The organism is Kribbella sp. NPDC043289 (genome assembly GCF_056436705.1).
Map to the genome: position 1 here is coordinate 74,982 of NZ_JBWKCB010000005.1, position 22,621 is coordinate 97,602.

15 protein-coding genes are annotated in these 22,621 nt (G+C 66.5%); 10 read left to right on the forward strand and 5 right to left on the reverse strand.

Annotation, left to right across the window (positions count from 1 at the left end):
• Window positions 1–303 precede the first annotated feature (303 nt).
• The gene (locus AC0662_RS28010; protein WP_478304340.1) at window positions 304–975 is read left to right on the forward strand and encodes a hypothetical protein; all 672 of its coding nucleotides are present in this window, start codon (window positions 304–306) and stop codon (window positions 973–975) included.
• A 354-nt stretch (window positions 976–1,329) separates the two neighbouring features.
• Here AC0662_RS28010 and AC0662_RS28015 read toward each other — a convergent pair whose 3' ends face one another.
• On the reverse strand, window positions 1,330–2,109 hold the full coding sequence (locus tag AC0662_RS28015; protein WP_452199800.1) for an isoprenyl transferase: 780 nt from the start codon (window positions 2,107–2,109) through the stop codon (window positions 1,330–1,332).
• A gap of 258 nt (window positions 2,110–2,367) precedes the next feature.
• On the opposite strand from AC0662_RS28015, the gene trhA reads away from it, so the two are divergent.
• Complete coding sequence (trhA, locus tag AC0662_RS28020; protein WP_478304342.1) at window positions 2,368–3,063, forward strand: PAQR family membrane homeostasis protein TrhA; 696 nt, start codon at window positions 2,368–2,370, stop codon at window positions 3,061–3,063.
• 313 nt (window positions 3,064–3,376) lie between these two features.
• Here trhA and AC0662_RS28025 read toward each other — a convergent pair whose 3' ends face one another.
• Window positions 3,377–3,814, reverse strand: a complete 438-nt coding sequence (locus tag AC0662_RS28025; RefSeq protein WP_452199797.1) for a MarR family winged helix-turn-helix transcriptional regulator — start codon at window positions 3,812–3,814, stop codon at window positions 3,377–3,379.
• Window positions 3,815–3,878: 64 nt separating this feature from the next.
• Here AC0662_RS28025 and AC0662_RS28030 point away from each other — a divergent pair, with 64 nt between their 5' ends.
• Complete coding sequence (locus AC0662_RS28030) at window positions 3,879–5,051, forward strand: phosphotransferase (RefSeq protein WP_452199795.1); 1,173 nt, start codon at window positions 3,879–3,881, stop codon at window positions 5,049–5,051.
• Between the two features lie 101 nt (window positions 5,052–5,152).
• Entirely contained in the window at window positions 5,153–5,635 is a 483-nt protein-coding gene (locus AC0662_RS28035; RefSeq protein WP_478304344.1) for a hypothetical protein, read from the forward strand.
• On the opposite strand, the gene AC0662_RS28040 is transcribed toward AC0662_RS28035, so the two are convergent.
• From AC0662_RS28040 to AC0662_RS28050, 3 genes are all read right to left on the reverse strand, one after another.
• Window positions 5,632–7,047 carry a M28 family metallopeptidase gene (locus AC0662_RS28040; protein ID WP_452199791.1) on the reverse strand — a complete coding sequence of 472 codons (1,416 nt, stop codon included), beginning with the start codon at window positions 7,045–7,047 and terminating at the stop codon, window positions 5,632–5,634. The two genes, AC0662_RS28035 and AC0662_RS28040, sit on opposite strands and share 4 nt — an antisense overlap.
• 87 nt (window positions 7,048–7,134) lie before the next feature.
• Entirely contained in the window at window positions 7,135–9,216 is a 2,082-nt protein-coding gene (locus AC0662_RS28045) for a M4 family metallopeptidase (protein WP_452199789.1), read from the reverse strand.
• Window positions 9,217–9,441: 225 nt separating this feature from the next.
• Complete coding sequence (locus AC0662_RS28050; protein ID WP_478304346.1) at window positions 9,442–11,439, reverse strand: thioredoxin domain-containing protein; 1,998 nt, start codon at window positions 11,437–11,439, stop codon at window positions 9,442–9,444.
• 227 nt (window positions 11,440–11,666) lie between these two features.
• On the opposite strand from AC0662_RS28050, the gene AC0662_RS28055 reads away from it, so the two are divergent.
• The 6 genes from AC0662_RS28055 to AC0662_RS28080 all read left to right on the forward strand — a co-directional run bounded on the left by AC0662_RS28055 (window position 11,667) and on the right by AC0662_RS28080 (window position 22,413).
• Window positions 11,667–12,470, forward strand: coding sequence for a type IV toxin-antitoxin system AbiEi family antitoxin domain-containing protein (locus AC0662_RS28055; protein ID WP_478304348.1), 804 nt, complete (start codon window positions 11,667–11,669; stop codon window positions 12,468–12,470).
• Complete coding sequence (locus AC0662_RS28060) at window positions 12,467–13,414, forward strand: nucleotidyl transferase AbiEii/AbiGii toxin family protein (protein WP_478304350.1); 948 nt, start codon at window positions 12,467–12,469, stop codon at window positions 13,412–13,414. Before AC0662_RS28055 ends, AC0662_RS28060 begins: the two co-directional genes overlap by 4 nt.
• An 852-nt stretch (window positions 13,415–14,266) precedes the next feature.
• Entirely contained in the window at window positions 14,267–16,369 is a 2,103-nt protein-coding gene (locus AC0662_RS28065; RefSeq protein ID WP_478304352.1) for a hypothetical protein, read from the forward strand.
• Window positions 16,370–16,383: 14 nt separating this feature from the next.
• Complete coding sequence (locus AC0662_RS28070) at window positions 16,384–18,060, forward strand: type I restriction-modification system subunit M (protein ID WP_478304354.1); 1,677 nt, start codon at window positions 16,384–16,386, stop codon at window positions 18,058–18,060.
• The gene (locus tag AC0662_RS28075; RefSeq protein ID WP_478304356.1) at window positions 18,053–19,153 is read left to right on the forward strand and encodes a restriction endonuclease subunit S; all 1,101 of its coding nucleotides are present in this window, start codon (window positions 18,053–18,055) and stop codon (window positions 19,151–19,153) included. Before AC0662_RS28070 ends, AC0662_RS28075 begins: the two co-directional genes overlap by 8 nt.
• On the forward strand, window positions 19,150–22,413 hold the full coding sequence (locus tag AC0662_RS28080; protein ID WP_478304358.1) for a type I restriction endonuclease subunit R: 3,264 nt from the start codon (window positions 19,150–19,152) through the stop codon (window positions 22,411–22,413). The genes AC0662_RS28075 and AC0662_RS28080 overlap by 4 nt, the downstream gene beginning before the upstream one ends.
• The last annotated feature ends 208 nt before the right edge of the window (window positions 22,414–22,621 follow it).

Genomic DNA, 22,621 nt, shown 5'->3' on the forward strand with positions numbered 1-22,621 from the left:
GCAGACCCCGTCCGCGCCGCGATTCGAGCGGCAACGGAAATCAGTGAGTTCGAGACCAGAGGTCTCGGGTACTCCGTTCGGCCCCTCACAGGGCCACCGGCTGGGACGAGATTCTCAAACTGATCGGGCCTCCCGGACAGCCGGCTTCCCCTCCGACCGTCCCTGCCAGAGTAGGAGGGTCCCGCAAACGGCGCAGCCCGACACGCCCGGCCACGGGGTTAACAGGGCGTTACGCCTTCTGGGGGAGTCAGGTCACTCCGCCGGGTGATCCGGTCCCCCGTCCCCGCGGGCGACGCTCGGTGCATGAGGAAGAACTGGCCGTCGTGGACCGGGTACGCCACCGCGCTCTGGTCCCTGGGGTACGGCGTACTCGGGCTCTACTGGACCCTCGGCGGCGCGGGCTACCCGTTCGCGCCCGTGCCGGACGACCGCGCCACAGCGTCGATCCTGGAAGGTACGCCGGTCCACGTCGTCGCACCGGTGATGACAGCGATCGGACTCGGCGGCGCCGCGCTCGCGCTCGTCATGACACGCCGTACGCCGCGCGGGTGGGTGCTACAGACAGTTGCCGCCGTACTCGCCGTCGGACTGGCTTTGGTGATCCCTGACTACACACTGATCGCCGTCGTCGCGCTGGCGCCGGCACTCCTCGTGTTCGCGTTCACCGGCGTACCGGGGGCGCAGGGCGGGATCGGCGACATCCTGTACTGGCACCGGGTGAACCTGATCGTGTTGTTCGTCGGCGGTTTGTTGTGGGCGGCAACCGCTCTCGCCTACCACCGCCGGAGCCGGGACCTGTGTGTCTCGTGTGGCCGGGGAGACGAGGATCAGGCGTGGACCAGACCGGATGCCGCGCTGCGCTGGGGCCGGTGGGCGGTCGTCGTCGCGGTGGTGGCGAATCTTCCGTACGAGTTCACCCGGATCGCCTGGTACTTCGGCTGGCCGGTCGGCATCAGCGCCGAGTTCCCCGGATGATGGCCGACACGCCCGGGATGCTCGAAATGGGCCTCGGCCTGGCCGTTCTGGGCCTTGCCGGCAGCGCCTTGACCCACGGTCTGGTCCACCGCTGGGGCGAGGTGTACCCGCGCTGGATCTGGTTCCGCGCGGGCCGGCGCGTCCCGCCGTACCTCGCGATCATCCCGGCGTCGATCGTCGCGGTCGTCCTGGTCCCGGCCGGGCTGATGAACCTGGAGGCGCCGATCGACCCCGCGAACTGGGCACTCACCGCTCCCGGCATCCTCTGGACCCTCTGGGGTACGGCGCTGGGCGTCGCGACGTACGCGTACTACCTCAGACGCCGTACGACGTGTTCGCGCTGCGGCCGCGGCGTCAGGTCCCGAAGCGGCGTTCCCGCTGGGCGTAGCTCCGGACCGCACGCAGGAAGTCCACGTGCCGGAAGTCCGGCCAGAGCGCCTCACAGAAGTAGAACTCGCTGAGCGCGCTCTGCCAGAGCAGGAATCCGCCGAGACGCTGCTCCCCCGACGTCCGGATCACCAGGTCGGGGTCCGGCTGGCCCTTCGTGTACAGGTGCCGGGCGATGTGCTCGACGTCGACCCGGTCCGCGAGTTCCTCGATCGACATGCCCTTCGCCGCTTCCTCGAGCAGCAGCGACCGGACCGCGTCGGCCAGCTCCCGACGACCGCCGTACCCGACGGCGACGTTGACCAGCATGCCCTGAACGTCGTGGGTCGCGGTCTCGGCCGCCTTCAGCGCCTCCGCGGTGGTGCCGGGCAGCAGGTCGAGCGCGCCGACCGGGTGGATCCGGTAGCGGCCGATCGTCGTCAGCTCCTCGACGGTCTGCTCGATGATCCGCAGCAGCGGCTCGAGCTCGTCGGCCGGACGGGTCAGGTTGTCGGTGGACAGCATCCACACCGTGACCACCTTGACGCCGACGTCCTCACACCAGTCCAGGAACTCGGAGATCTTGTTCGCCCCGGCCTCATGACCGCGCGACACCGGGTCGCCGCCCTGGCGGGCCCACCGCCGGTTCCCGTCGATGATGACGCCGATGTGCCGGGGAATCCGGTCCGGCGCCAACGATCGCCGCAGCCGGCGCTCGTACAGTCCGTAGACCGCGTCGCGCAGCTTCTGTTTGCCAGGTGTCCGCATGGGCAGAATGCTCTCCTCAAAGACTCTCGATCACGAGGCTAGCCCAGATTCACCCGGTGCGAGAGGCCCTGGAGTGGCTCACAGAAAGCTGGCAGAAAGGTCGAACTTTCTGCCGAGTTGGTGCATCGTCAACGCGGGGGTCCTGCATCAGGACGGTGACTTCGCCTACATTTCATTCTTCCGACCCATGTGACCTACGGTTGCGTAGGTTACGGTTGCGTAGGTATGACCCGCCCGACACCCCTCGAAAGGACGGCGATGACCGCTACCAGCGCCCAGCCCCAGGACCTCGGGCACCGGCTCTCCGGCCGGCTCGGGCCGCTCAAGCCAAAACTTCGCGGATGGCTGCACGCCGGCACCTTCCCGTTCGCCACCGCCGCCGGCATCGTGCTGATCTGCCTCGCACCCCAGGCGAACGCCCGCTGGGCCGCCGCGGTCTATACCGCCGGCTCGATGCTGCTGTTCGGGATCTCCGCGCTGTACCACCGCTTCTACTGGGGCCCGACCGGTGAGGCGATCCTGCGCCGGCTCGACCACAGCAACATCTTCCTGCTGATCGCCGGCACCTACACCCCACTCGGGATGGTGCTGCTGCACGGCAAGGACCGGGTGCTGCTGCTCAGCCTCGTCTGGGGGGGCGCGATCCTCGGCATCCTGTTCCGGATCTTCTGGCTGAGCGCACCGCGCTGGATCTACACCCCGATCTACTTGGCCCTCGGCTGGGTCGCGATCTTCTGGATGGGCGCCATCTACCACGCCGGCGGCGCGGCAGTCGTCACCCTGATCGCGGTCGGCGGCGGCCTCTACTCCCTCGGCGCCGTCGTCTACGGCACCAAGCGCCCCAACCCGTCCCCCCGCTGGTTCGGCTTCCACGAGATCTTCCACGCCTTCACCGTCGCCGCGTTCATCTGCCACTACATCGCCGTAAGCATCGCGACGTACCACGCCCGCTAACCCGCGCCGTCCTGCGACAGACACGGAAAGGACACGCGTACGGCGTGACTGTCTGATGGCCGGCTCCGCCGGGGCGCGGGATGTCGCGACGAGTGGACGTACCCCGCGAGGCGCCGATTGAGGCCAGCCGGTGAATCGTTGGCCAGCCCATTGATCACCGCACCCACCGCGGTCAGCCTGCCTTTCGCACCGCAGATCGCCGACTCGTGGCGAAAGGCGGACCCCGCGCCGCCGAGTCGTGGGTTCTGGTTGCTGTTTCGGTGCCGGACCCACGACTCGACGCGCAAGACGCAGTCGGCGCGGGGTGCCTCGGCTAGGTGGCTAGCTCGTGGAGCATTTGGCGGAGGGAGTTGTAGCGGTCTGGGCCTAGGTGGTTGGACCACTGGTGTTCTAGTCGGGCTATGACGGATCGGCTGAAGGTGACTGCTTCGTCGCCGAGGGGGGTACGGCGGACCAGGCGGACGCGGCGGTCGCCCCGGAGGCGGTCGGATTCGGTGTAGCCGAGGCGTTCCAGGTAATCGACGTGCTGGCCGAGGCCTTGTTTCGTCATTGCCGCGGTTTCTGCCAGGTCGGTGATCCGGGCGCCGTCCGGCGGGATCATCTCGAGCAGCCGGTAGTGCGAGACGCGCAGCTCGGGGTAACGCTCCTCCGAGGTCGCCAGGATCTCCTGACGGAGCGTCCCGATCGCCGCACCGAGCAGGTTGGCGATGTGGTCGGATCCGACCACAGGCCCGCCGTTGACGGAAGTCATAAGGCCACTTTACTATCCAAATAGTAAGGCTGCTTTACTTCCATGGGGGGAAGGTTGTGGGGAGATGCGGACCGAGTTGGCACCGTTGGGCCGGGACGCTCCGAGCGAGGACGATCTGACCGCGCTCGTGCGGACCATCACCGGAGACGCAGGCGCCGTTCCAGGCGCGGTGCGAGTCGTGCCGGTCGACTACGAGATCGGTACGCCGAGCACCGCGGCCCTGCTTCGGGTCTTCGGGACCGCGACCAGCACAACCGGCGATGACGTCGAGTGGTCGTGCTTCGTGAAGCAGCTCCAGTCCGCGCGGCACTGGCCGCAGATCGGGATGGTCCCGGAGGCGTTCCGCGCCGAGTTCATCAAGTACCTGCCGTGGGAGCTGGAGATCGCGGTGCACCGCAGCGGGCTGGCGGAGCTGCTCCCGAGTGGCCTGCGCCTCGCCACGGCGTACCGGATCGATCTGTACGACGACGATCGCGGCACCGTGTGGATGGAGAACGTTGTCCAGGTGCCCGGACCGTGGCCGATCGACCGGTTCGAGCGCGCGGCGTACCTGCTCGGGCGGCTGTCCGCGCGGCGGCAGCCGCACCTCGTCGGACCGCTCCTCCCCCGGGGCGACATCGAGACGCCTGGTTCCGGACTGCGGTACTACGCGGGCGGACGGGTGGCGCACAGTGCGCTGCCGACGCTGGCCGACCCGCAGACCTGGCGCCACCCGCTGCTCGCCGCGGCGGTCTGCAACCTGGGAGATCACCGGTTGCGGGCGGACTTGCTCGACCTGGCTGAGCGACTACCCGCCGTACTGGATGCGCTCGACGAACTGCCGCAGTGCTACCAGCACGGGGACGCGAGTCCGCAGAACCTCCTGGTTCCCTCCGACGAGCCGGACGAGTTCGTCGTGATCGACTGGGGGTTCGACTGCCCGCAGGCGGTCGGGTTCGACCTGGGGCAGTTGCTGGTCGGGCTGGCGCATGCCGGCGAGTTGTCGCCGGAGGCGTTGCCGATCGTGCATCGGGTGATCGCCAAGGCGTTCCAGGCGGGTCTGGCCGAGGAAGGGATGCGGGTGACCGAGGACGAGGTGCTCTACGGCTACCTCGGTTCGCTGCTGGTCCGCGCCGCGTTCACCGCGCTCCCACTCGAGCAGCTGAGCACGGTGGGCGACCAGGCGACGCTCGCGCTGTTCGAGCAGCGGGTCCAGCTGACGCGCGCGATGGTCGACCTGGTCTCCCCCGTCGTCTGACGATCACATTTCAGTCCTGTCACAGCTGCAACGAACGGCCTGCCATTGGGTATCCATGGTGCGTGAGGAACCTGAGCAGATACGCAGCAGTGGCCGTGTTCATGACCGTCGCGGGAGTCGTGCTGAGCGGGTGCGGCGACGAGTCCGGATCGAGCGGCGGTACGCCGGTGAGCTCGCCACCGCCGACGTTGCCGACGGCGTCGGTCACGCAATCGACGCCGGTCGGAGCCGGCCTGCCACTCACGGTGTCCAGGACCGGTGGGTTCGCGGGCTTCGACGACCAGGTGCAGATCAGCCCGGACGGCATCGCGACCGTGACCGCGCGCGGTAAGCAGCCGATCAAGTGCAAGCTCGACCCGAGCCTGCTGACCACGATCAGCGCGGCCGCTCAGCAGGTCGACTGGGCGAGCCTGGTGGCCACCAAACCGTCGACGAAGCACCCGGACGACATGATCGTCGCGGTCACGGCGAACGGGAAGACCGCCCGAATCGAGGACCCGAAACTCAAGCCGCTGGCGGACCCGGTGAACAAGTTGCTCACCGAAGCCGCCATCCCACCAGGCAAGCTCTGCACAAAGATCTAACCAGCGGTCAAGGCCACGTCGTCGATCACGAAGCTGGTCTGCGCGGAGGAATCCTCCTGGCCGACGAACTTCACCGTGACCGTCTTCCCCTTGTACTGCGACACGTCGAGGGTCTTCTGCACGTACGACGTGTTCTTGTTCAGGTTCGAGTACGTCGCCAGCGTCGTCGCGGTGGACCCGTCGACGACCTGCACCTTGACCGTGTCGTACGCCGTGGAGGACGTAGTCTCCGCGGTGTCGATCCGGATCCACAACGACAACGAGGCCGCGGTGGCGGTCGCCGGGATCGCGACCGACTGGCCGATGCTCTCGGTGGTGGCACGGCCGTTGCCCTGGAGCCACGCCTTCCAGCTACCGGTGTGCGCCGGACGCCCGGTGTTGTTGGTGATCGGGCCGGTCGTTCCGGTCCAGTTCGCCGTACCGGACTCGAAGCCCGGGTTCTGCAGGAGGTTGCCGCCGGCCGGTGGTGGGCCGCCGGTGTAGTCCTTCTGCGCGTACGTCCAGATCATGTGGCCGATGGCATCGATCTGGCGGTCCAGCGAGGTCAGGTCCAGGTTGCTGATGGTGTCGCAGGACCGGTGGTAGCAGGCGTCGAACGCCTGCCCTGCCGTACCTCCCCACTTCGTCGCCTGCGCCGAGCTCTTGATCTCCTCGGCACCGGAGAACGTTCCAGCCGTGGGGATTCCCAACGATCGGAAGGCGGCGTGGTCGGAGCGGCCTTGGACGTCGATGAACTCGGTCTGGACGTTCTTGCTGGTGAAGTACGTGACGAGGTCGTCCCGCGCGGCGTCGCCGGCCGGGTTGTCGTCGTACACGAAATAGCCCGGGTTCGGGGACGCGATCATGTCGAAGTTCAGGTACAGCTCGATCTTGTCCCGATCGGCGGCCGGCAGGTTGTTCACGTAGTACTTCGAGCCGAGCAGCCCGAGTTCTTCCGAACCCCAGAAGCCGAACCGCAACCGGTTCTTCGGGGTCTGGCCGCTGGCAGCGTAAGCGAGGGCGGTTTCGAGTACGCCGGCGCTGCCGGAGCCGTTGTCGTTGATCCCAGGACCGGCGCTGACGCTGTCCAGGTGCGAGCCTGCCATCACCACGTGGTTCGCGTCGCCGTGCGGCCACTCCGCGATCACGTTGTACGACGTACCCGCCGAGGTGCTGAACGACTGCAGGGTGGTGGTGTAACCGGCCGCGTCCAGCTTGGCCTTCACGTAGTCGGCCGAGGCCTTGTACCCGGGCCGGCCGGTGTAGCGGTTCCCACCGTTGCTGGTGGCAATCGACTGCAGCTGGTCCAGGTGAGCCTTGGTGTTGGTGACGGAGATGTCGGGCGAGTCGGCCGCTACGGCGACGTTGCCCGGGGCAAGCAAGACACCGGCGACGAGGGCGGCGCCGACTCCGGGGACGAGAAACTTGCGCATCACTGGATCTCCTTTGACCCAAGAGAAATCCGGGGCGCGCGGGCCTGGGCGGAAGGCCGCGCACGCCCCGGACGTGTCACCGCGAGGTCAGCTCGCGGTCAGGGAGGTGTCGTCGATGACGAAGCTGGTCTGCGCGGAGGAGTCCTCCTGGCCGACGAACTTCACCGTGACGGTCTTGCCCTTGTAGGCCGACAGGTTCACCGTCTTCTGCACGTACGACGTGTTCTTGTTCAGGTTCGAGTACGTCGCCACCGTGCTGGTGGTCGAACCGTCCACGACCTGCACCTTCGCCGTGTCGTACGCCGTGGTGCTGGTGGTCTCCGCGGTGTCGATCCGGATCCAGAACGTCAGGGTCGCGGTGGTCGCCGACGCCGGGATCGCGACCGACTGGCCGACGCTCTCGGTGGTGGCGCGACCGTTGCCCTGCAGCCACAGCTTCCAGGTACCGGTCCGCGCCGGGCGACCGGTGTTGTTGGTGACCGGGCCGGAGGTGCCGGTCCAGTCCACCGCACCGGACTCGAAGCCCGGGTTCTTCAGCAGGTTGTCGCCGGTGGGCGGCGGCGTGGTGCCACCACCGCAGGCGGCCGACCCGGCCGGGACGGCGATCCCGCCGAACGCGGCCTCGATGCCCTTGCACTCCGCGGAGTCCGCGCCGTACAGCTCCTTCGCGGAGGTGATCGCACCCTCGCGGGCGTCCTTGTAGGTGCTGCCCGAGCTGAGCTTGGTGCTCAGCGTGCGGTACCAGACCTTCGAGGCGACGTCGCGGCCGACACCGGCGAACGTCGTACCGTTGCAGGCGGTGCTGTTGTAGGTGACACCGTTGATGGTCTTGCTGCCGGTGCCCTCGGAGGCCAGATAGAACCAGTGGTTCAGCGGGCCGGACGAGTAGTGCGGGTCGAGCCCGCCGGTGCTGGTCGACCAGCAGTCCACGCTGGCCCCGTCCTTCGACGGCTTGTCCATGTAGCGCAGCGGCGTACCGTCGCCGTTGATGTTGATCTTCTCGCCGATCAGGTAGTCACCCGGGTCGCTCGCGTTGTTCGCGGACCACTCGACCATGGTGCCGAAGATGTCCGACGTCGCCTCGTTCAGGCCGCCCGCGTCACCGGAGTAGTTCAGGTTGGCGGTCGCCTCGGTGACGCCGTGGCTCATCTCGTGGCCGGCCACGTCGATCGCGGTCAGCGGGTGGGTGTTGCTGATCCCGTCGCCGTACGTCATCTGGGTACCGTCCCAGAACGCGTTCACGTACGCGCTGCCGTAGTGCACCCGCGAACGCGCACCCTGGCCGTTGTTGAAGATGCCGTTCCGGCCGTGGACGTTCTTGTAGTAGTCCCAGGTCAGCTGGGCACCGTAGTGCGCGTCCACCGCGGCGGTCGCGCGGTCCGAGGCGGCACCGCTGCCCCAGGTGTCGTCGGCGTCGGTGAACGTCGTGCCGTTCCCGGACGTCGCGCCCTTCAGGTCCGTGGTGTAGTTGCCACCGCGGGTCGAGTCGGTCATCGAGAAGTTGCCGGACGAACCCGACGTACCGATGGTGACCTTGCCGGCGTACATCGAGTTGCCGGTACCGGCCTTGATCTCGTCGTCCTGCGCCAGCACCTTGCCGCTCTTGGCGTCGACGAACGAGTGCAGCACCGACGGGGTCTGGTCGGGCTTCACACCGGTCGTGACGACCTCGTACGCGAGCACGGGCTTGGTGGGCGTCACGAAGACGACCAGTTCACCCTTGTTCGCGGTGGCCTTGAACTTCGCGGACTCCGCACCCTTCGCGAGCGCCGCCGACTGGGACAGAGTCGGCTTGGTGGCGACGGCGACGGACTTGGCGCCACGGTTGTACGTGACCTGGCCGACGGACTCGCCCTTGCTCTTGACGATCAGATCGCCGCCGACGACCTTCAGGCCGTTGAAGGTGCGGTCGTAGCGGACATACTCGGTGCCGTCGGCATCCTTGACGACGTCGTGGACCTTGAGCTGCTCACCCTTGCCGAGGCCGAGGGCAACGGCCGTCTGCGGGGCCAGCGCCTGCTCGGCCTTGACCGCGGCGGGCTGGTTGAAGCCCGACGCCGGGAGCGGAGCCGTCCGGTCGGCGGCACCGGCGGTCGACGCGGAGAGCGTCGTGGCAAGACCCGCTGCCGCGACGATCGCCACCGCCCCTGCTGATGTCAGTCGTTTCAAGACAACATCTCCTCACGGTGTGGTCGCTGTTTGGGCGCAGCGACCGAATTCAGTTGGGGACGCGCCGGATGCTGACGCAACAGTGCCACTGCCTCATTTGTGACACTTCGTGTCTGAACATGCGAGTTCTGTTACATCCGACTGAGGACCGACTGTTGCCGTCCGGTCGCCGTGAGTCAAGGGAATCGGGCGAAACCGCAGGGAAAACCCGCACCCGCGCACGCCTCAGTCCGCTGGGCGCAACTCCTGCCGAAGGTGTTCCGGCAACGTCACGGGCAGCCGGCAGGTGAATTTCTGACACACGTACGCCGCTGATTCCTGCCGCCCGTCCATCAGCGGTACGGCGAGACCGGGTGCACCGCTGACGATCGCCGTACCCCACGGGGCGTAGGTGAACGCGGTCCTGGTCAGCTCGGGCCGGTCGCCGACGATCGCGATCTCGAGCGGTCCCCCGGCGATGGTCTCGGCGACCGCGAGGGCGCGACCGGCGAACCTGGGCGCGCGGTCGGCGATCGCGGCGGAGGCCTGCAGGGCCTGGTCGGCGGCGGCTTCGTACCGGACCGATCCGGTCAGGCTGGCCATCGTGGTGAACGCCTCGGCGGCCAGGCTGACGCCGGACGGGGTGGCGTTGTCGGTCGCGTCCTGCGGGCGCCAGACCAGCGTCTCGGCGTCCGCGGCGGTGTCGAAGTACGCGCCATCAGCAACGAACTGCTCGAGGACCCGGTCCAGCAACCGCTCCGCCGTCCGGAACCATTCGGCCTCCCCGGTTGCCCCCAGCAAGGTCGCACACGCCTGCGCGAACGCGGCATAGTCCTCGAGTACGCCGTGCGCGGTCCCCCGAACGCCGTCGCGCGACGTGCGGTACAGCCGGCCGGTGTCGTCGAGGTGCACGTCGCGGATCAGTTCGGCCGCGGCGCGCGCGGCGTCGACGTACTCCGGTTTCCCGAGGACGACGCCGGCGCGGGTGAGTGCGGTGATCGCGAGGCCGTTCCAGGCGGCGACCACCTTGTCGTCGCGCCCGGGGTAGGTGCGGCTGCTCCTCGCCTGCTCGAGGGTTGCGCGGACGCGCTGCCAGCGCTCCGGGTCGTCCGGGTCCTGCCGTAGCTGGAGGACCGACGTACCGTGCTCGAAGGTGCCGCTGACGTCGCAGAGGTCGATGACCCAGTCGGCGTCATCGGTGGCCTCGCGCAACTGCTCGGGGGTCCAGACGTAGTACCTGCCCTCCTCGCCTTCGGTGTCGGCGTCGAGAGCGGACGCGAAGCCACCTTCCGCAGTGCGGAGCTCGGCGAGCAGGAAGTCGGCCGTCTCCTCGGCGACCCGCCGGGCCAGCGGGTCGGACGAGAGCGTCCACCACTGCGTGTAGACGTCGAGCAGGAGCGCGTTGTCGTACAGCATCTTCTCGAAGTGCGGGACGATCCACTGGCCGTCGACGGAGTACCGGGCGAAACCGCCGGCGAGCTGGTCGTACATCCCGCCGCGCGCCATCCGGTCGCAGGTGTGCGCGACCATGGCCAGCGCGTCCTCGTCGCCGGTGCGGCGGTGGTGGCGGAGCAGGAAGTCGAGCACCATCGACGGCGGGAACTTCGGCGCCCGCCCGAACCCGGCGTCGACCGGATCGAAGTCGGCCTTCAGCAACTGGACCGCGCGATCGAGGTCGAACGTTCCCTGTTCGGTGGGCTGCTGGTCGGTGGGCTGCTGGGCGCCGAGCTGCTCGACCACCCGCTTGCCAATGCCGTCGATCTGCTCGCGCCGGTTCTGCCAGGCGTCGGTGATCGCCTGGAGCACCTGGGGGAACGTCGCCATCCCACCGCGGGCGTCCTTCGGGAAGTACGTCCCGCAGAAGAACGGCTCCCCCGCCGGCGTCAGGAACACCGACATCGGCCAGCCGCCCTGCCCCGTCATCGCGACCGTCGCCGCCATGTAGATCGCGTCGACGTCCGGCCGCTCCTCCCGGTCGACCTTCACACTCACGAAATGCGCACCCAGGTACGCCGCCGTCTCCGCGTCCTCGAACGACTCATAGGCCATCACGTGACACCAGTGACAGGCCGAGTACCCCACGGAGAGAAAGATTGGTGCATCACGACGCTTGGCCTCGGCGAAAGCCTCTTCTCCCCAGGCGTACCAGTCCACGGGATTCTCCTGATGCTGCAAGAGATACGGGCTCGTGGCGTCCGCCAAACGGTTCACCATGATGTCACTCCAATCCAGTGATAGATGCATCACTTTGATGCATCTAGGCACATTTCGGGCTCAGATTTCATCATCCGCGCACTGCTATCTGCCCGAGCGTAGTGAGGAGACGGTCGGGATGGCCACGCACTTCAAGATCCTGCCATTGCTGTCATAGCCAGCTTAAAGGTATCCGTTCTGGTTACTTGCGGGCATCGCTTGACAGTTTTGTCACACGCGGTACCTTAGTATCTGAAATGGTTACCTAGGAGGCTCTCATGACAGCACCTGCGCGGACCTTGTCGCGGGGGCTTGCCCGTGTGGTTGCTGACCTGGAGCTGCGTCAACTCACCCTGGTCAGGATGGACGACATTGCCCGCCTCGCCGAGGACGCGGGGCTTCGAACGCCCGCGAAAGTACTCGCCGGCCGGCTGCGCGAGGCCGGGTGGCTCCTCCCCACCGGGCAACGCGGTGTGTACGAGTTCGCCCCCGGTGCGCACGCCGGACCCTACGGCCACGGCGACCCGTTCATCGACTTGCGGGCCGCAATGCTGGCTGGTCACGACTCAGCCACAGTTGCCCTGGGCAGCGCCCTGTGGCTCCACGGATTGGCCGAGCGCGCACCGGATCGTCACGAGGTCGCAGTGCCGGTCAACACAGTGGTCCCTGACTCGCTCAAGCAGCGCATGCGAGTCGTGCATTTCTCCGCTCGACTCCCCCCAGCGGCCCTCGAGCAACTTCCGGTCCAACGGCCAGCCACGATCCTGGCTCACCTGGCGACCAAGCCAGGCGACGTGCGGGACTGGACCACGTTCGCCGAGGCGCTCTCCGACCTCGCCGAGCGGTCCCCGGTCAACGATCTGGACAAGGAACTGCACCGGCGACCGACCACCGTGCGCCCACGACTTGCCTATCTACTCAGCGGCGTCGCGCCGAAGACAGCCGACCTGCTGCAACCGACCAAACCAAACAACGTGACCTGGTTTGGTCGATCCCGAGTCACTCGGCGCTTTGACAAGCGCTTCAACGTGGCCGACGGCCTACTGCCATTCGACCCCCGCGAACTTACAGAGGCGACATGAGCCGCATCACCACTGGTTGGCTGGCACGTCACACCCCTCAGGGACCCGGCGGTCGGCACGCCGCTCTGATCGACGTTGCGCAGGATCTCCTGCTCGCGCACCTGCATGAGCAAGCCACATTCGAGCACCTCGTATTCAAGGGCGGCACTGCACTGCGCAAGCTCTATGCGGGTAACGCAGGACGCTTTTCTACCGATCTGGATTTCTCGGTCCGTGACCCCGCCGATGACCCAACCGTTGTGTCCGACCTGCTGCGCGGTGAGATCGACGGTCTCGAGATCAACGGCTTCCACTACCGCGTTGACGACCATCGCGGACGACCACAAGTTGCCTACGACACACCGTTCGGTGGGGTCGGCAATCTGACGACCAAGCTCGACATCGGACCAGCCCCGTGGCTGCCACCCGACCAGCGGGGATGGATCCGGCTCGCCATCCACGACGCCTACGACCTGCCGACCGCTCTACCGGTGATGGCGCTCGCGGAGAACATGGCCGAAAAGATCGCGCGCCTCACCCGGCGCACACCCGCACGTGATGTGTACGACCTGGTGTGGATCGCAACCAACAGCCCTCACTCGAGCTTCGACCGCGCAGCAGTGCGTCGCCTGGCCGTACTCAAGAACTGGGTCGACCAGTACGGTCTGGCCTCGCCGCCAACGACCTGGGCCCCAGTCTCCGGCGCGGTCGCCTATGACCCCGCACTCTGGCGTCGAGCCCGGACAGCCGCCGACTTCGACGAACAAAGCATCGGTCTACTCGCCGTACCGCCACCCAGCCTGAACGAGCTCAGCGAGCACCTGCGCAGCCTCTACGGCTTCCTGGCCGAACCCGACGACATCGAGCGGGCAATCATCGCCGGCGGCGCGAACAGCCGCAGACAAGTTCTCGACGCAATCAGACAGCTCCACGGTGCTCGCTACGCCGACCGCGCCCTGTACTAACAGCGCGCCGGTCGGTTTGCCGGCGGTCGCCACGCGGTGAGGTCGTTGAACGGAGCACCGATCGTCGCTCGGGGCCAGGCCCAGGCGTCGTGACCCAACCTGTCACCTGATCCTGCAGCAGACCCGAGTGTGACAGTCACTCCATGGAATCCGGCGCAGAGACTGGCCACCCGAGGTAGTGCCGAGCGAGCTCGGCCGGTGGGGTTACTTCCTGCACGCCACCCGACGACGTCCACGTCGCGATCAACGTCAGTTTTTCCCCCGCGGCTGGCTCCCAGTCATGACTTGACCCCGGAATTGGCTCCCACTCGCCGGCCGCCCATGCGGCCGCATCAGCGCTGAACCAGCGGTCACCAAGAGCAGCAGTCCTAAGCCAGACAGGCCCATCGTCTTTCCGGATGTGGACGCCCTCCTCGCCATCGCGCCCAAGAAGGTACACCGTCGCCTCCTTGCCCGCTACCAGCCTGGGAGCGGCTGGTCCCTTCGCCAGAAACGGCGCCGCGACGAGGTCAGCGCGTCGTCCACTTTTCTTGCGAGTCATACCGCCTCCATCCAGTGAACTCGGGGAAGTCCGAGTGTCCCACTACAGCCTGACATATCGACAGCGCTCAGGAGTCGCGAACTCTGATAACCACTATTATCAACGAATTGAGTGCTTGATACGCCGGAGTTGCGTATTGTCTTGTGCCGTCGGTTCAGACTCCGCAGCAACACGAACAGTGACGCCGGACAAGGCTCGGCGCCAACGGCCGAAGTGGCTGTTGTGACGTAACGAGGGGGATACGCACCATGATCAGTGGTCTGCCAAACCTCGCGCTCCGCCCCCCGGGCCCGCTACCCCTCCTGGTGTCGATGTCCGACATCGCGACGTTGGCCCGGGTGAAGCGGCCTGTCGTGTCCACATGGCGCCGGCGCTACCCGGACTTCCCTGCCGCGATGTCGGAGAACTCCGGGCGGCCATTGTTCGACGGCGTACAGGTAACCGACTGGCTAATCGCCTCCGGCCTCGGCAACGCTGCCCCGCAAGAGCTGCGATCCGAGCTGACCCTTTTCGGCATCATCGCGTTGCGGGACCGGTTCACGCCCTGGCAGCTGGTCGAGACGCTGGGCGGCTTGTTGTGCCTGCGCCGGCTCGACGGGCAGCCGCTGACCGACGATGCGAACGCCTCCCCGCGAAACGCCGAAGCCGACGAGGCCCTTTGGTCCGCGCTGCTGCGCCGGGCCGAACGGATCGACACGGAGGACGATTTCGTACTCCGCGAGCTTCGCTCGATCGACGCCACGGCGGCCCCGCTCGCCCGGTTCGCCGAGGACCTGGTCGAGTCCGCATACGACGAGCGCGGCGCGTACGAGTGGCTGCTTACCGCCCGCTCCCGGCTCGGACTGGACTCGCTCACCGCCGACGCGGTCGCCCCGGAGCTGTGCAACCTGCTCACCCAGCTCGCCGACCTCCGCGTCCGCCTTGATCGAGGCGAGTCCCTCACCCTCGCCGACCCGCACGCCCGCGCCGGCGACCTGCTCGCCGCGCTTCTCGACGACACAGAGGACCGCGACCGCGTCACCGTACTCGCCGCCGATCCCGACTACCGGCTTACTCGCATCACCCGCCGTCGGCTCCTGCTGGCGGGCGTCAGCGAACTCGAGCTTGACGTGCAGACCGGCACCGACCTGGACGAACGCTTCGCCGACCCCGACCTCATCGTCACCCAGCTCCCCTACCACCCCGGCGAGGATCGCTCGGCAGCCGTCGCCCTTACACAGCTCGAACGCGTCGCCTACCTCCTTCGCCCGGGCTGCACCGCTCTCGTCCTCGGACCGGCTGACGCACTCGTTGACGAGCTGAAGAGCACCGAGGCCGCCCAGCTCCGCTCAGCCCTCCTCCGCGAGAACATCGTCGAGTCCGTCATCGCGCTCCCCGGCGGGGTCCTACCCTTCCGCCCTGGCTACCGTCCTGCGCTATGGACGCTCACTCGCGGTCCCGTCCGGCAGGCGGAGGGCCTGGTCTTGCTGGCCGACATCAGCTCGGAACAGCTCACGCCAGGTGTGTGCATGCGGCTCGCCGAGGACGTCCTCCTCTGGCGGGCTGAAGGCTCCCGAAGACTCGACGGTCACGACCCACGCTACGGCCGCGTGGTCCCCGTCACCGATCTGGACCGGGCCTTCGGCGCTTCCCTAACCCCACCTGCGCCGCCTGCCTCCGCGATCTGGTCCGACAAGGTCACCGAACGCCCCGCCCTGATCGCCGAGGCCGAGGCCCGCCTGGAGCGCGCGACAGCGGACGCCCGCACGTACGAGGACGAACGAGGCCCTTACCGAGGGGCCGTAATGCGCAGGGTCGGTCGCCCACCCACAGGCACCACCCTCGGCAAGCTGATCACCGCACGCAGGGTGACCCGACTGCCCGGCCACCGTGTCGACGAGAAGCACCTCACCCTTGACGGCCACCACACCTTCCTAGGCCCCGAGGAAATCACCGGCGAAAGAACCGTGGGTGAGCGCCGCATAGACCGCCTGCTACTAGCGACGGCGTACGATCGAGCCGCACTCACCGAGCCAGGAGACGTCGTCTACACCCTCGCTCCCCGCCTCGGTTTGTACGTCGACCACGACGGCTTCTCACTCGTCGCGTTTCCGGCCCGCGTTCTTCGCGTCGACGCCAGCGCCCCCCGCACACTCACCCCCCGGGTTCTCGCAGCCCTGCTCGGCGCGGCCCGTGGCACCGCTCGCAGCCCCAGCGCCGTACGTCCGGGCCGCCGTATTGAGGACTACCAGCTCCCGGACCTCGACCCGGACGAGGTCCTGCGCTTTGAAGCTCTGCTGGCCGAAACTGAACATCGGAAGCGTCTGCTGCAAGCCCAGTCCGACGCGCTCGCGGAGGCCCACCGCCTGACGATCGCGGGCCTCGCCGACGGCACTCTCGTCCTCGGCGAGACCCGAACCATCAACCGCACCTAGCCGAATCCATTTGTATGGAACCCATCACCGCCGAGTCGGAAGAAGGAACAATGCCACCCCGCAAGCGAACCGCGGCAACCGCCGGACAGGGCGAATTGCTCAGTGTCTCCAGCACCAAGGAGATCCAGGACATCCTGTGGAGGGCCGCGGATAAGCTCCGCGGCTCCATGGATGCCGCCCAGTACAAGGAGTTCGTGCTCGGTCTGGTCTTCCTGAAGTACGTCTCCGACGCCTTCACCGAACGCCGCGAGGAGCTGGCGGCCGACCCCGAGCTGGCCCGGATCCCCGAACACCGCCGGGCGGCCTTCCTGGAGGAAAAGGACGAGTACACGGAGAAGAACGTCTTCTGGGTGCCCCCGACCGCCCGCTGGGACCACATCTCCGAGAACGCAGCCAGCGCGGAGGGCGGCGTTGGCAAGCTCCTCGACGAGGCCATGGACGAGGTGATGAAGGCCAACAAGACCCTCACCGGCGTCCTCCCGAAGATCTTCAACCGCGACAACGTCGACCAGAAGCGCCTGAAGGAGCTCGTCGACCTCATCAGCGACGCCCGCTTCACTGGTCATGGCGACCGTCCCGCGCAGGATGTCCTGGGTGAGACCTATGAGTACTTCCTGGAGCGCTTCGCGCGGGCAGAGGGCAAGCGTGCCGGCGAGTTCTACACGCCGGCGAGCGTCGTCCGCCTGATCGTCGAGGTGCTGGAACCGTACGAGGGGCGGGTGTACGACCCAGCATGCGGCTCGGGCGGCATGTTCGTACAGAGCGGCAAGTTCGTCGCGAAGCGGCGCGGCAAGGACCACACACACGACATCGCGATCTATGGCCAAGAGGCCAACGAGCGCACCTGGCGCCTGGCCAAGATGAACCTCGCCATCCACGGCATGGACCCAAAGGGCGTCGGCGAGCGGTGGGCCGATACGTTCGCGGACGACAAGCTGCCGGATCTCAAGGCCGACTTCGTCATGGCGAACCCACCGTTCAACATGTCCGACTGGGCAAGGAAATCGGACGACGCGCGCTGGCGCTACGGCGTTCCGCCCCAGTCGAACGCCAACTACGCCTGGCTCCAGCACATCGTGTCAAAGCTCGGTGATCGCGGCAGCGCGGGCGTGGTCCTGTCGAACGGCTCCATGGCATCTAAGCAGTCGGGCGAGGGAGAAATTCGAGCGGCGATGGTCGAGGCAGACCTCATCTCCTGCATGATCGTGCTACCAAGCAACTTGTTCCGTACGACGACAATTCCAGCCTGCTTATGGTTCCTGACAAAAGACAAATCCGGCCAGGGTGTGAAGGCCCTGGCAGACCAGCGGGGCCGGGTGCTGTTCATCGACGCGCGCACGATGGGCACCCTGGTCGATCGCGCGGAGCGGATCCTCACGGAGGAAGACCTCGAGAAGCTCTCCGACACCTATCACGCGTGGCGGGGCACAAAGTCGGCGAGGGAGAAGGGGCTTTCGTACGAGGACGTCCCGGGCTACTGCTACAGCGCGAAGCTGGAAGAGATCGCACAGCACGGCTATGTGCTGACTCCAGGGCACTACGTGGGGGCAGCGGAGGTTCATGAGGACCCAGATGCTGAACTGGTAGGCGAGCGAATCGCTCGCCTTACGAAGGAGCTCTTCGAGCAGCTGGATGAGTCCGCCCGCTTGGATGCAGCCCTGCGGGAGCGCTTGGGGAGCATTCGTGGCTGAGTGGCGACAGGCAACTTTGGACCGGTTGGTAAGACTCCAGCGTGGGCACGATCTTCCGACGTCGCAGCGCAAACACGGAAATGTGCCAGTGATCGGCGCGGCTGGGCAGAGTGGAACCCATGACACCGCACTGATTAAAGCGCCCGGAGTTGTACTCGGTCGAGCCGGGGCTTCCATTGGTAAGGCAACCTATTGCGAGATTGATTTCTGGCCCCTCAATACGGCACTATATGTTACCGACTTTCTTGGAAACGATCCTCGGTTTGTGTACTACCAGCTGAGCCTCATCGACTTCTCAGGATACAACTCCGGCGCCGCCCAGCCAATGTTGAATCGGAATTACATCAACAAAATCAGGATTTCCCTTCCGGATCCATCTGAACAGAAGGCAATCGTCGGTGTAATAGGGGCGCTAGACGACAAGATCGCGATCAACGACCGCATCGCGGTGACTACTGAGGCCCTTCTCCGCAGCACGTACCTTGCGTACGGAACAGCCGGGACAGGAATCCGCATCGGCGACATCGGCCATGTGGTTCGAGAATCCGTAAATCCAGCCTCCCTTCGCGGGGATGAGCCCTACATCGGTCTTGAGCACATGCCTCGCAAACGAGTTTGGCTCAGCTCATGGGGGCCTTCGTCGGCGATTGGAAGCACCAAGAGTGCATTCAAAGCCGGCGACATTCTCTTTGGGAAACTGCGCCCCTACTTCCACAAGGTAGGAATTGCGCAGGTGGACGGTGTCTGCTCGACCGACATCATCGTGGTGCAGGCCACCAAGACCGAGTACCGCTCGTGGCTTCTGATGGCGCTGTCCAGTGACGAGGTTGTTGCGCATGCGACAGGGCGAAGCGACGGAACACGGATGCCGCGTGCCAAGTGGTCCGATCTTGCCGACTTCAAGGTCCCCTGGCCCGGCGCAGAGCAAGTGGCGTGCTTCGAGGAGAGTGCTGCGCCCTTGATCCAGCGAGCAGAAAGTGCAGCGGCAGAGAACCATGCCCTTGTGCGCCTCCGCGACGCTCTCCTCCCGCAACTCATGTCCGGCAAGCTTCGCCTCCGGGACGCCGACAAGATCATGGAGGGCGCCGTATGACCATCGAAGACGGCGAGCACACTCCCGCCCACCGGGACGCCAAAATGACCGAGTCCACCTGGGAGGACCTGGCCCTCGACGAACTCGCCGAGCTGGCCTGGGAGCCCAAGCCCGGCAAGGACCTAGCGCCCGGTACCGACCACCGCCGCTACTGGGACGACCTGGTCCTCCACGACGTGCTTCAGGCATCTATCGAGAAGCTGAACCCTGAGCTGACCTCCACCGCCGTCCACGAAGCGATGCGTATCGCAACCGATCCGGCATCCCGCGAGGCATACCCGGAGAACAAGCAGGCCCATGAGCACCTGACGGCCGGTGTTCGCCTCACCTACACCGACGAATTCGGCGCCGAGCAGACCCCCACCGTCCGTCTTGTTGACTTCACGGACCCCGACGTGAACAGCTACCTCGCCGCCAATCAGATCACGGTCAGGGACACCGACGGCCGCCACCGCCGCTTCGACATCGTCCTGTACGTGAACGGCCTCCCCCTCGCCGTCGTCGAACTCAAAAGCGCCTCTGACGAGAACGCGACCCTCAAGTCTGCGCACGCCCAACTCCAGACGTACGTCTCGGAGTTCCCGATCGCGTTCCGCTACAACGTCCTCTGCTTGGTCTCGGACGGCATAACCGCCAAGTACGGCACCGCGTTCACGCCGTACGAGCACTTCGCGCCCTGGAACGTCGACCACGAAGGCGAGCGCGTCGACACCAACGAGCCCGGCTACGACGGCCTGGAGGCGCTGAACCTGGCCCTGCACGGCCTGTTCACGCAGGCCCGTTTCCTCTCACTCACCCGCAACTTCGTCAATTTTCCTCCGGCCACGCCGGGCGAGCCTCTCTCCGGCAAGCGCATCGCGAAGCCGCACCAGTACTTCGCGGTGAATAAGGCAGTGGACGCCGTCGTCGAGGCGTCACGGACGAACGGCCAGGCCGGCGTCGTATGGCACACCCAGGGCGCGGGCAAGTCAGAGGAGATGGTGGAGACGGCGGCCCTAGTCGCTCGTCACCCGGCCCTTAACAACCCCACCATTGTCGTCATCACCGACCGCAATGACCTCGACGACCAGCTCTACGACACCTTTCTCGACAGCGAGACCTTGCTCGGCCAGAAGGCCCATCAGGTCGACTCGCGCGAGGAGTTGCGCACCGAGCTGACGCGGCGCAACGTCGGCGGGATCGTCTTCACTACCCTCCAGAAGTTCGGCTTGAGCAAGGAGGAGAAGGACGCCGGCAAGTCCCATCCCCTCCTCTCCGAACGCCGCAACATACTGGTGATCGTCGACGAGGCCCACCGCTCGCACTACGACAGCCTTGACGGCTACGCCCGGCATCTGCGGGACGCCCTACCGCACGCCACCCTGCTTGCCTTCACCGGTACGCCGATCTCGAAGGCTGAGGCCGACACCCGCGCAGTCTTCGGCGAGTACATCGACATCTACGACCTGAAGCGCGCCGTCGACGACGGAGCGACGGTCCGGGTGTTCCACGAGCCACGTGTCATCGAGGTCAATCTGCCCAAGGGCGTCGACCCGAACACGCTCGACGAGCAAGCCAACACGCTCACCGAGGGCATGGACGACGCCGAGCGTCGCCGCGCAATCCAGTACGCGACAACGATGAACACCGTGTACGGCGCCCCCGACCGCATAGCGAAGCTCGCCGACGACCTGATCGCCCACTGGGAGCAGCGCCGCGAGCTGGTCAAACCCGACATCGGCGCCCCCGGCAAGGCAATGGTTGTGTGCGCGACCCGTGAAATCTGCGTACGCATCTTCGACGCGCTGGCAGAGCGGCGGCCCGGCTGGGTCAGTGACGAGGTCGACAAGGGTGTCATGAAGATCGTCTTCCACGGCGACCGCTCCGACTCCGAGCACCTGCGCAAGCACTCGCTGCGCAAGTCCCAGCACAAGGTCGTCCAGAAGCGCGCCAAGGACCCCGACGACGAACTGGAACTACTCATCGTCCACTCCATGCTGCTCACCGGCTACGACGCCCCGCCCATCCACACCCTGTACATGGACCGCCCGATGCAGGGCGCCAACCTGATGCAGGCGCTGGCCCGCGTCAACCGCCGTTTCCGCGGCAAGCAGGATGGTCTGCTCGTCGGCTACGCGCCTCTCACCGACAACCTCGCCAAGGCCCTGCGCGAGTACTCGGATCAGGACCGCAAGGATCAGACTCTCGGCGCGGGCATCGAACGGGCCGTCACTGAGGTCAAGAACGAGCTGGCCACGATCAAGGGCCTGCTAGCTGGGAGCCGTTGGAAGGTATGGCTCGGCGACAGTGGCCGCCCTGACTCTCGCAGGCGGGCGCTGCGCCTGACCGCTGACTTCCTGCGCGACCCGAAGACCTTAGGGAACAAGGTCGACCCTCCAATCAAGCCGCTCTCCGTCCGCTTCAAGGACAGTGCCGCTCGGCTGGACCGCTTCTACCGTGTCTGCGCGATGAGCAAGGAGATCGCCGAACGCTGCGAAGACATGGATGACTGGCGTCGTGACATCTCCTTCTTCAGCGAGGTCAGGGCCTGGATGATCAAGCTCGACGCTGCCCAGCGTGAGGCTAACGGTGAGCCGCTCAGCGCCGAGGTCCAGCGCTACCTGCAAGCCCTCGCGGCCTCAATCGTCGACGCCGACGAGATCACCGACCTGTACATAGAGGCCGGGATTGGACGGCTGGACATCACCCGCATCAACGAGGCGCAGCTGCGCAAGCTGGAGAACTCCGAGACCCCGCACCTCGTGACCGAGGCCCTGCGCCGCATGATCCAGCAGAAGATGCGTGAGGTGACCAAGCACAACGTCGTCCGCAACGAGAGCTTTACCGAGCGCCTCAACGACCTGATGAAGCGGTACATGCTCCAGCAGCTCACCAGCGCCCAGGTCATCGCCGAACTCGCCGCTCTAGCACGGGAGGTGTCCGAGGAGGCCCGCCGTGGTGAGCGGTTCGACCCGCCGCTGACCCACGCCGAACTGGCCTTCTACGACGCCGTCGCACACCGCGACATGGCCGAGGTCATGGAGGGCGGCGGCGACGCCCTCGCCGAGATCGCGCGTGCCCTCGTCAAGGACATCCAGAAGAACCTGTCCGTCGACTGGCTCTCCCGCGAACCCGTCCGGGCGAAGCTCCGTACCCGCATCCGCCGCGTGCTGGCGATGTTCGACTACCCGCCGGAGGAGGAGCGCCAGGCGGTCGACCTGGTTCTCAAACAGATGGAGATCGTTGCCGCCCTGTGGGCGCCCGCGGCAAAGGAGGGGTAGCACAGAGGGCACTGCGACTGCGGCGAGACTTGAGGTTTGGTGACAACTACGCCAGCCCCAGGATCACGCGGCCGCACTCTTTCCCGATGCTGCGCGGCAATGGCAACCACGGAGTCGAACGGACTGGGACCCTCCACATTGGCCGGCAACACGATCTTGGCCATGTTTGCGGAACGTCACGATGCCCAGCCCGAGCCGAGCACCGTGA

What these genes read in the sequence shown, in the direction of transcription:
- AC0662_RS28030 (WP_452199795.1), top strand. Translation starts at nt 3,879, where the DNA reads ATGCGGACCGAGTTGGCACCGTTGGGCCGGGACGCTCCGAGCGAGGAC.
- trhA (WP_478304342.1), top strand. Translation starts at nt 2,368, where the DNA reads ATGACCGCTACCAGCGCCCAGCCCCAGGACCTCGGGCACCGGCTCTCC.
- AC0662_RS28040 (WP_452199791.1), bottom strand. Translation starts at nt 7,047, where the DNA reads ATGCGCAAGTTTCTCGTCCCCGGAGTCGGCGCCGCCCTCGTCGCCGGT.
- AC0662_RS28060 (WP_478304350.1), top strand. Translation starts at nt 12,467, where the DNA reads ATGAGCCGCATCACCACTGGTTGGCTGGCACGTCACACCCCTCAGGGA.
- AC0662_RS28050 (WP_478304346.1), bottom strand. Translation starts at nt 11,439, where the DNA reads ATGCATCTATCACTGGATTGGAGTGACATCATGGTGAACCGTTTGGCG.
- AC0662_RS28070 (WP_478304354.1), top strand. Translation starts at nt 16,384, where the DNA reads ATGGAACCCATCACCGCCGAGTCGGAAGAAGGAACAATGCCACCCCGC.
- AC0662_RS28025 (WP_452199797.1), bottom strand. Translation starts at nt 3,814, where the DNA reads ATGACTTCCGTCAACGGCGGGCCTGTGGTCGGATCCGACCACATCGCC.
- AC0662_RS28010 (WP_478304340.1), top strand. Translation starts at nt 304, where the DNA reads ATGAGGAAGAACTGGCCGTCGTGGACCGGGTACGCCACCGCGCTCTGG.
- AC0662_RS28035 (WP_478304344.1), top strand. Translation starts at nt 5,153, where the DNA reads ATGACCGTCGCGGGAGTCGTGCTGAGCGGGTGCGGCGACGAGTCCGGA.
- AC0662_RS28015 (WP_452199800.1), bottom strand. Translation starts at nt 2,109, where the DNA reads ATGCGGACACCTGGCAAACAGAAGCTGCGCGACGCGGTCTACGGACTG.
- AC0662_RS28055 (WP_478304348.1), top strand. Translation starts at nt 11,667, where the DNA reads ATGACAGCACCTGCGCGGACCTTGTCGCGGGGGCTTGCCCGTGTGGTT.
- AC0662_RS28080 (WP_478304358.1), top strand. Translation starts at nt 19,150, where the DNA reads ATGACCATCGAAGACGGCGAGCACACTCCCGCCCACCGGGACGCCAAA.
- AC0662_RS28065 (WP_478304352.1), top strand. Translation starts at nt 14,267, where the DNA reads ATGTCCGACATCGCGACGTTGGCCCGGGTGAAGCGGCCTGTCGTGTCC.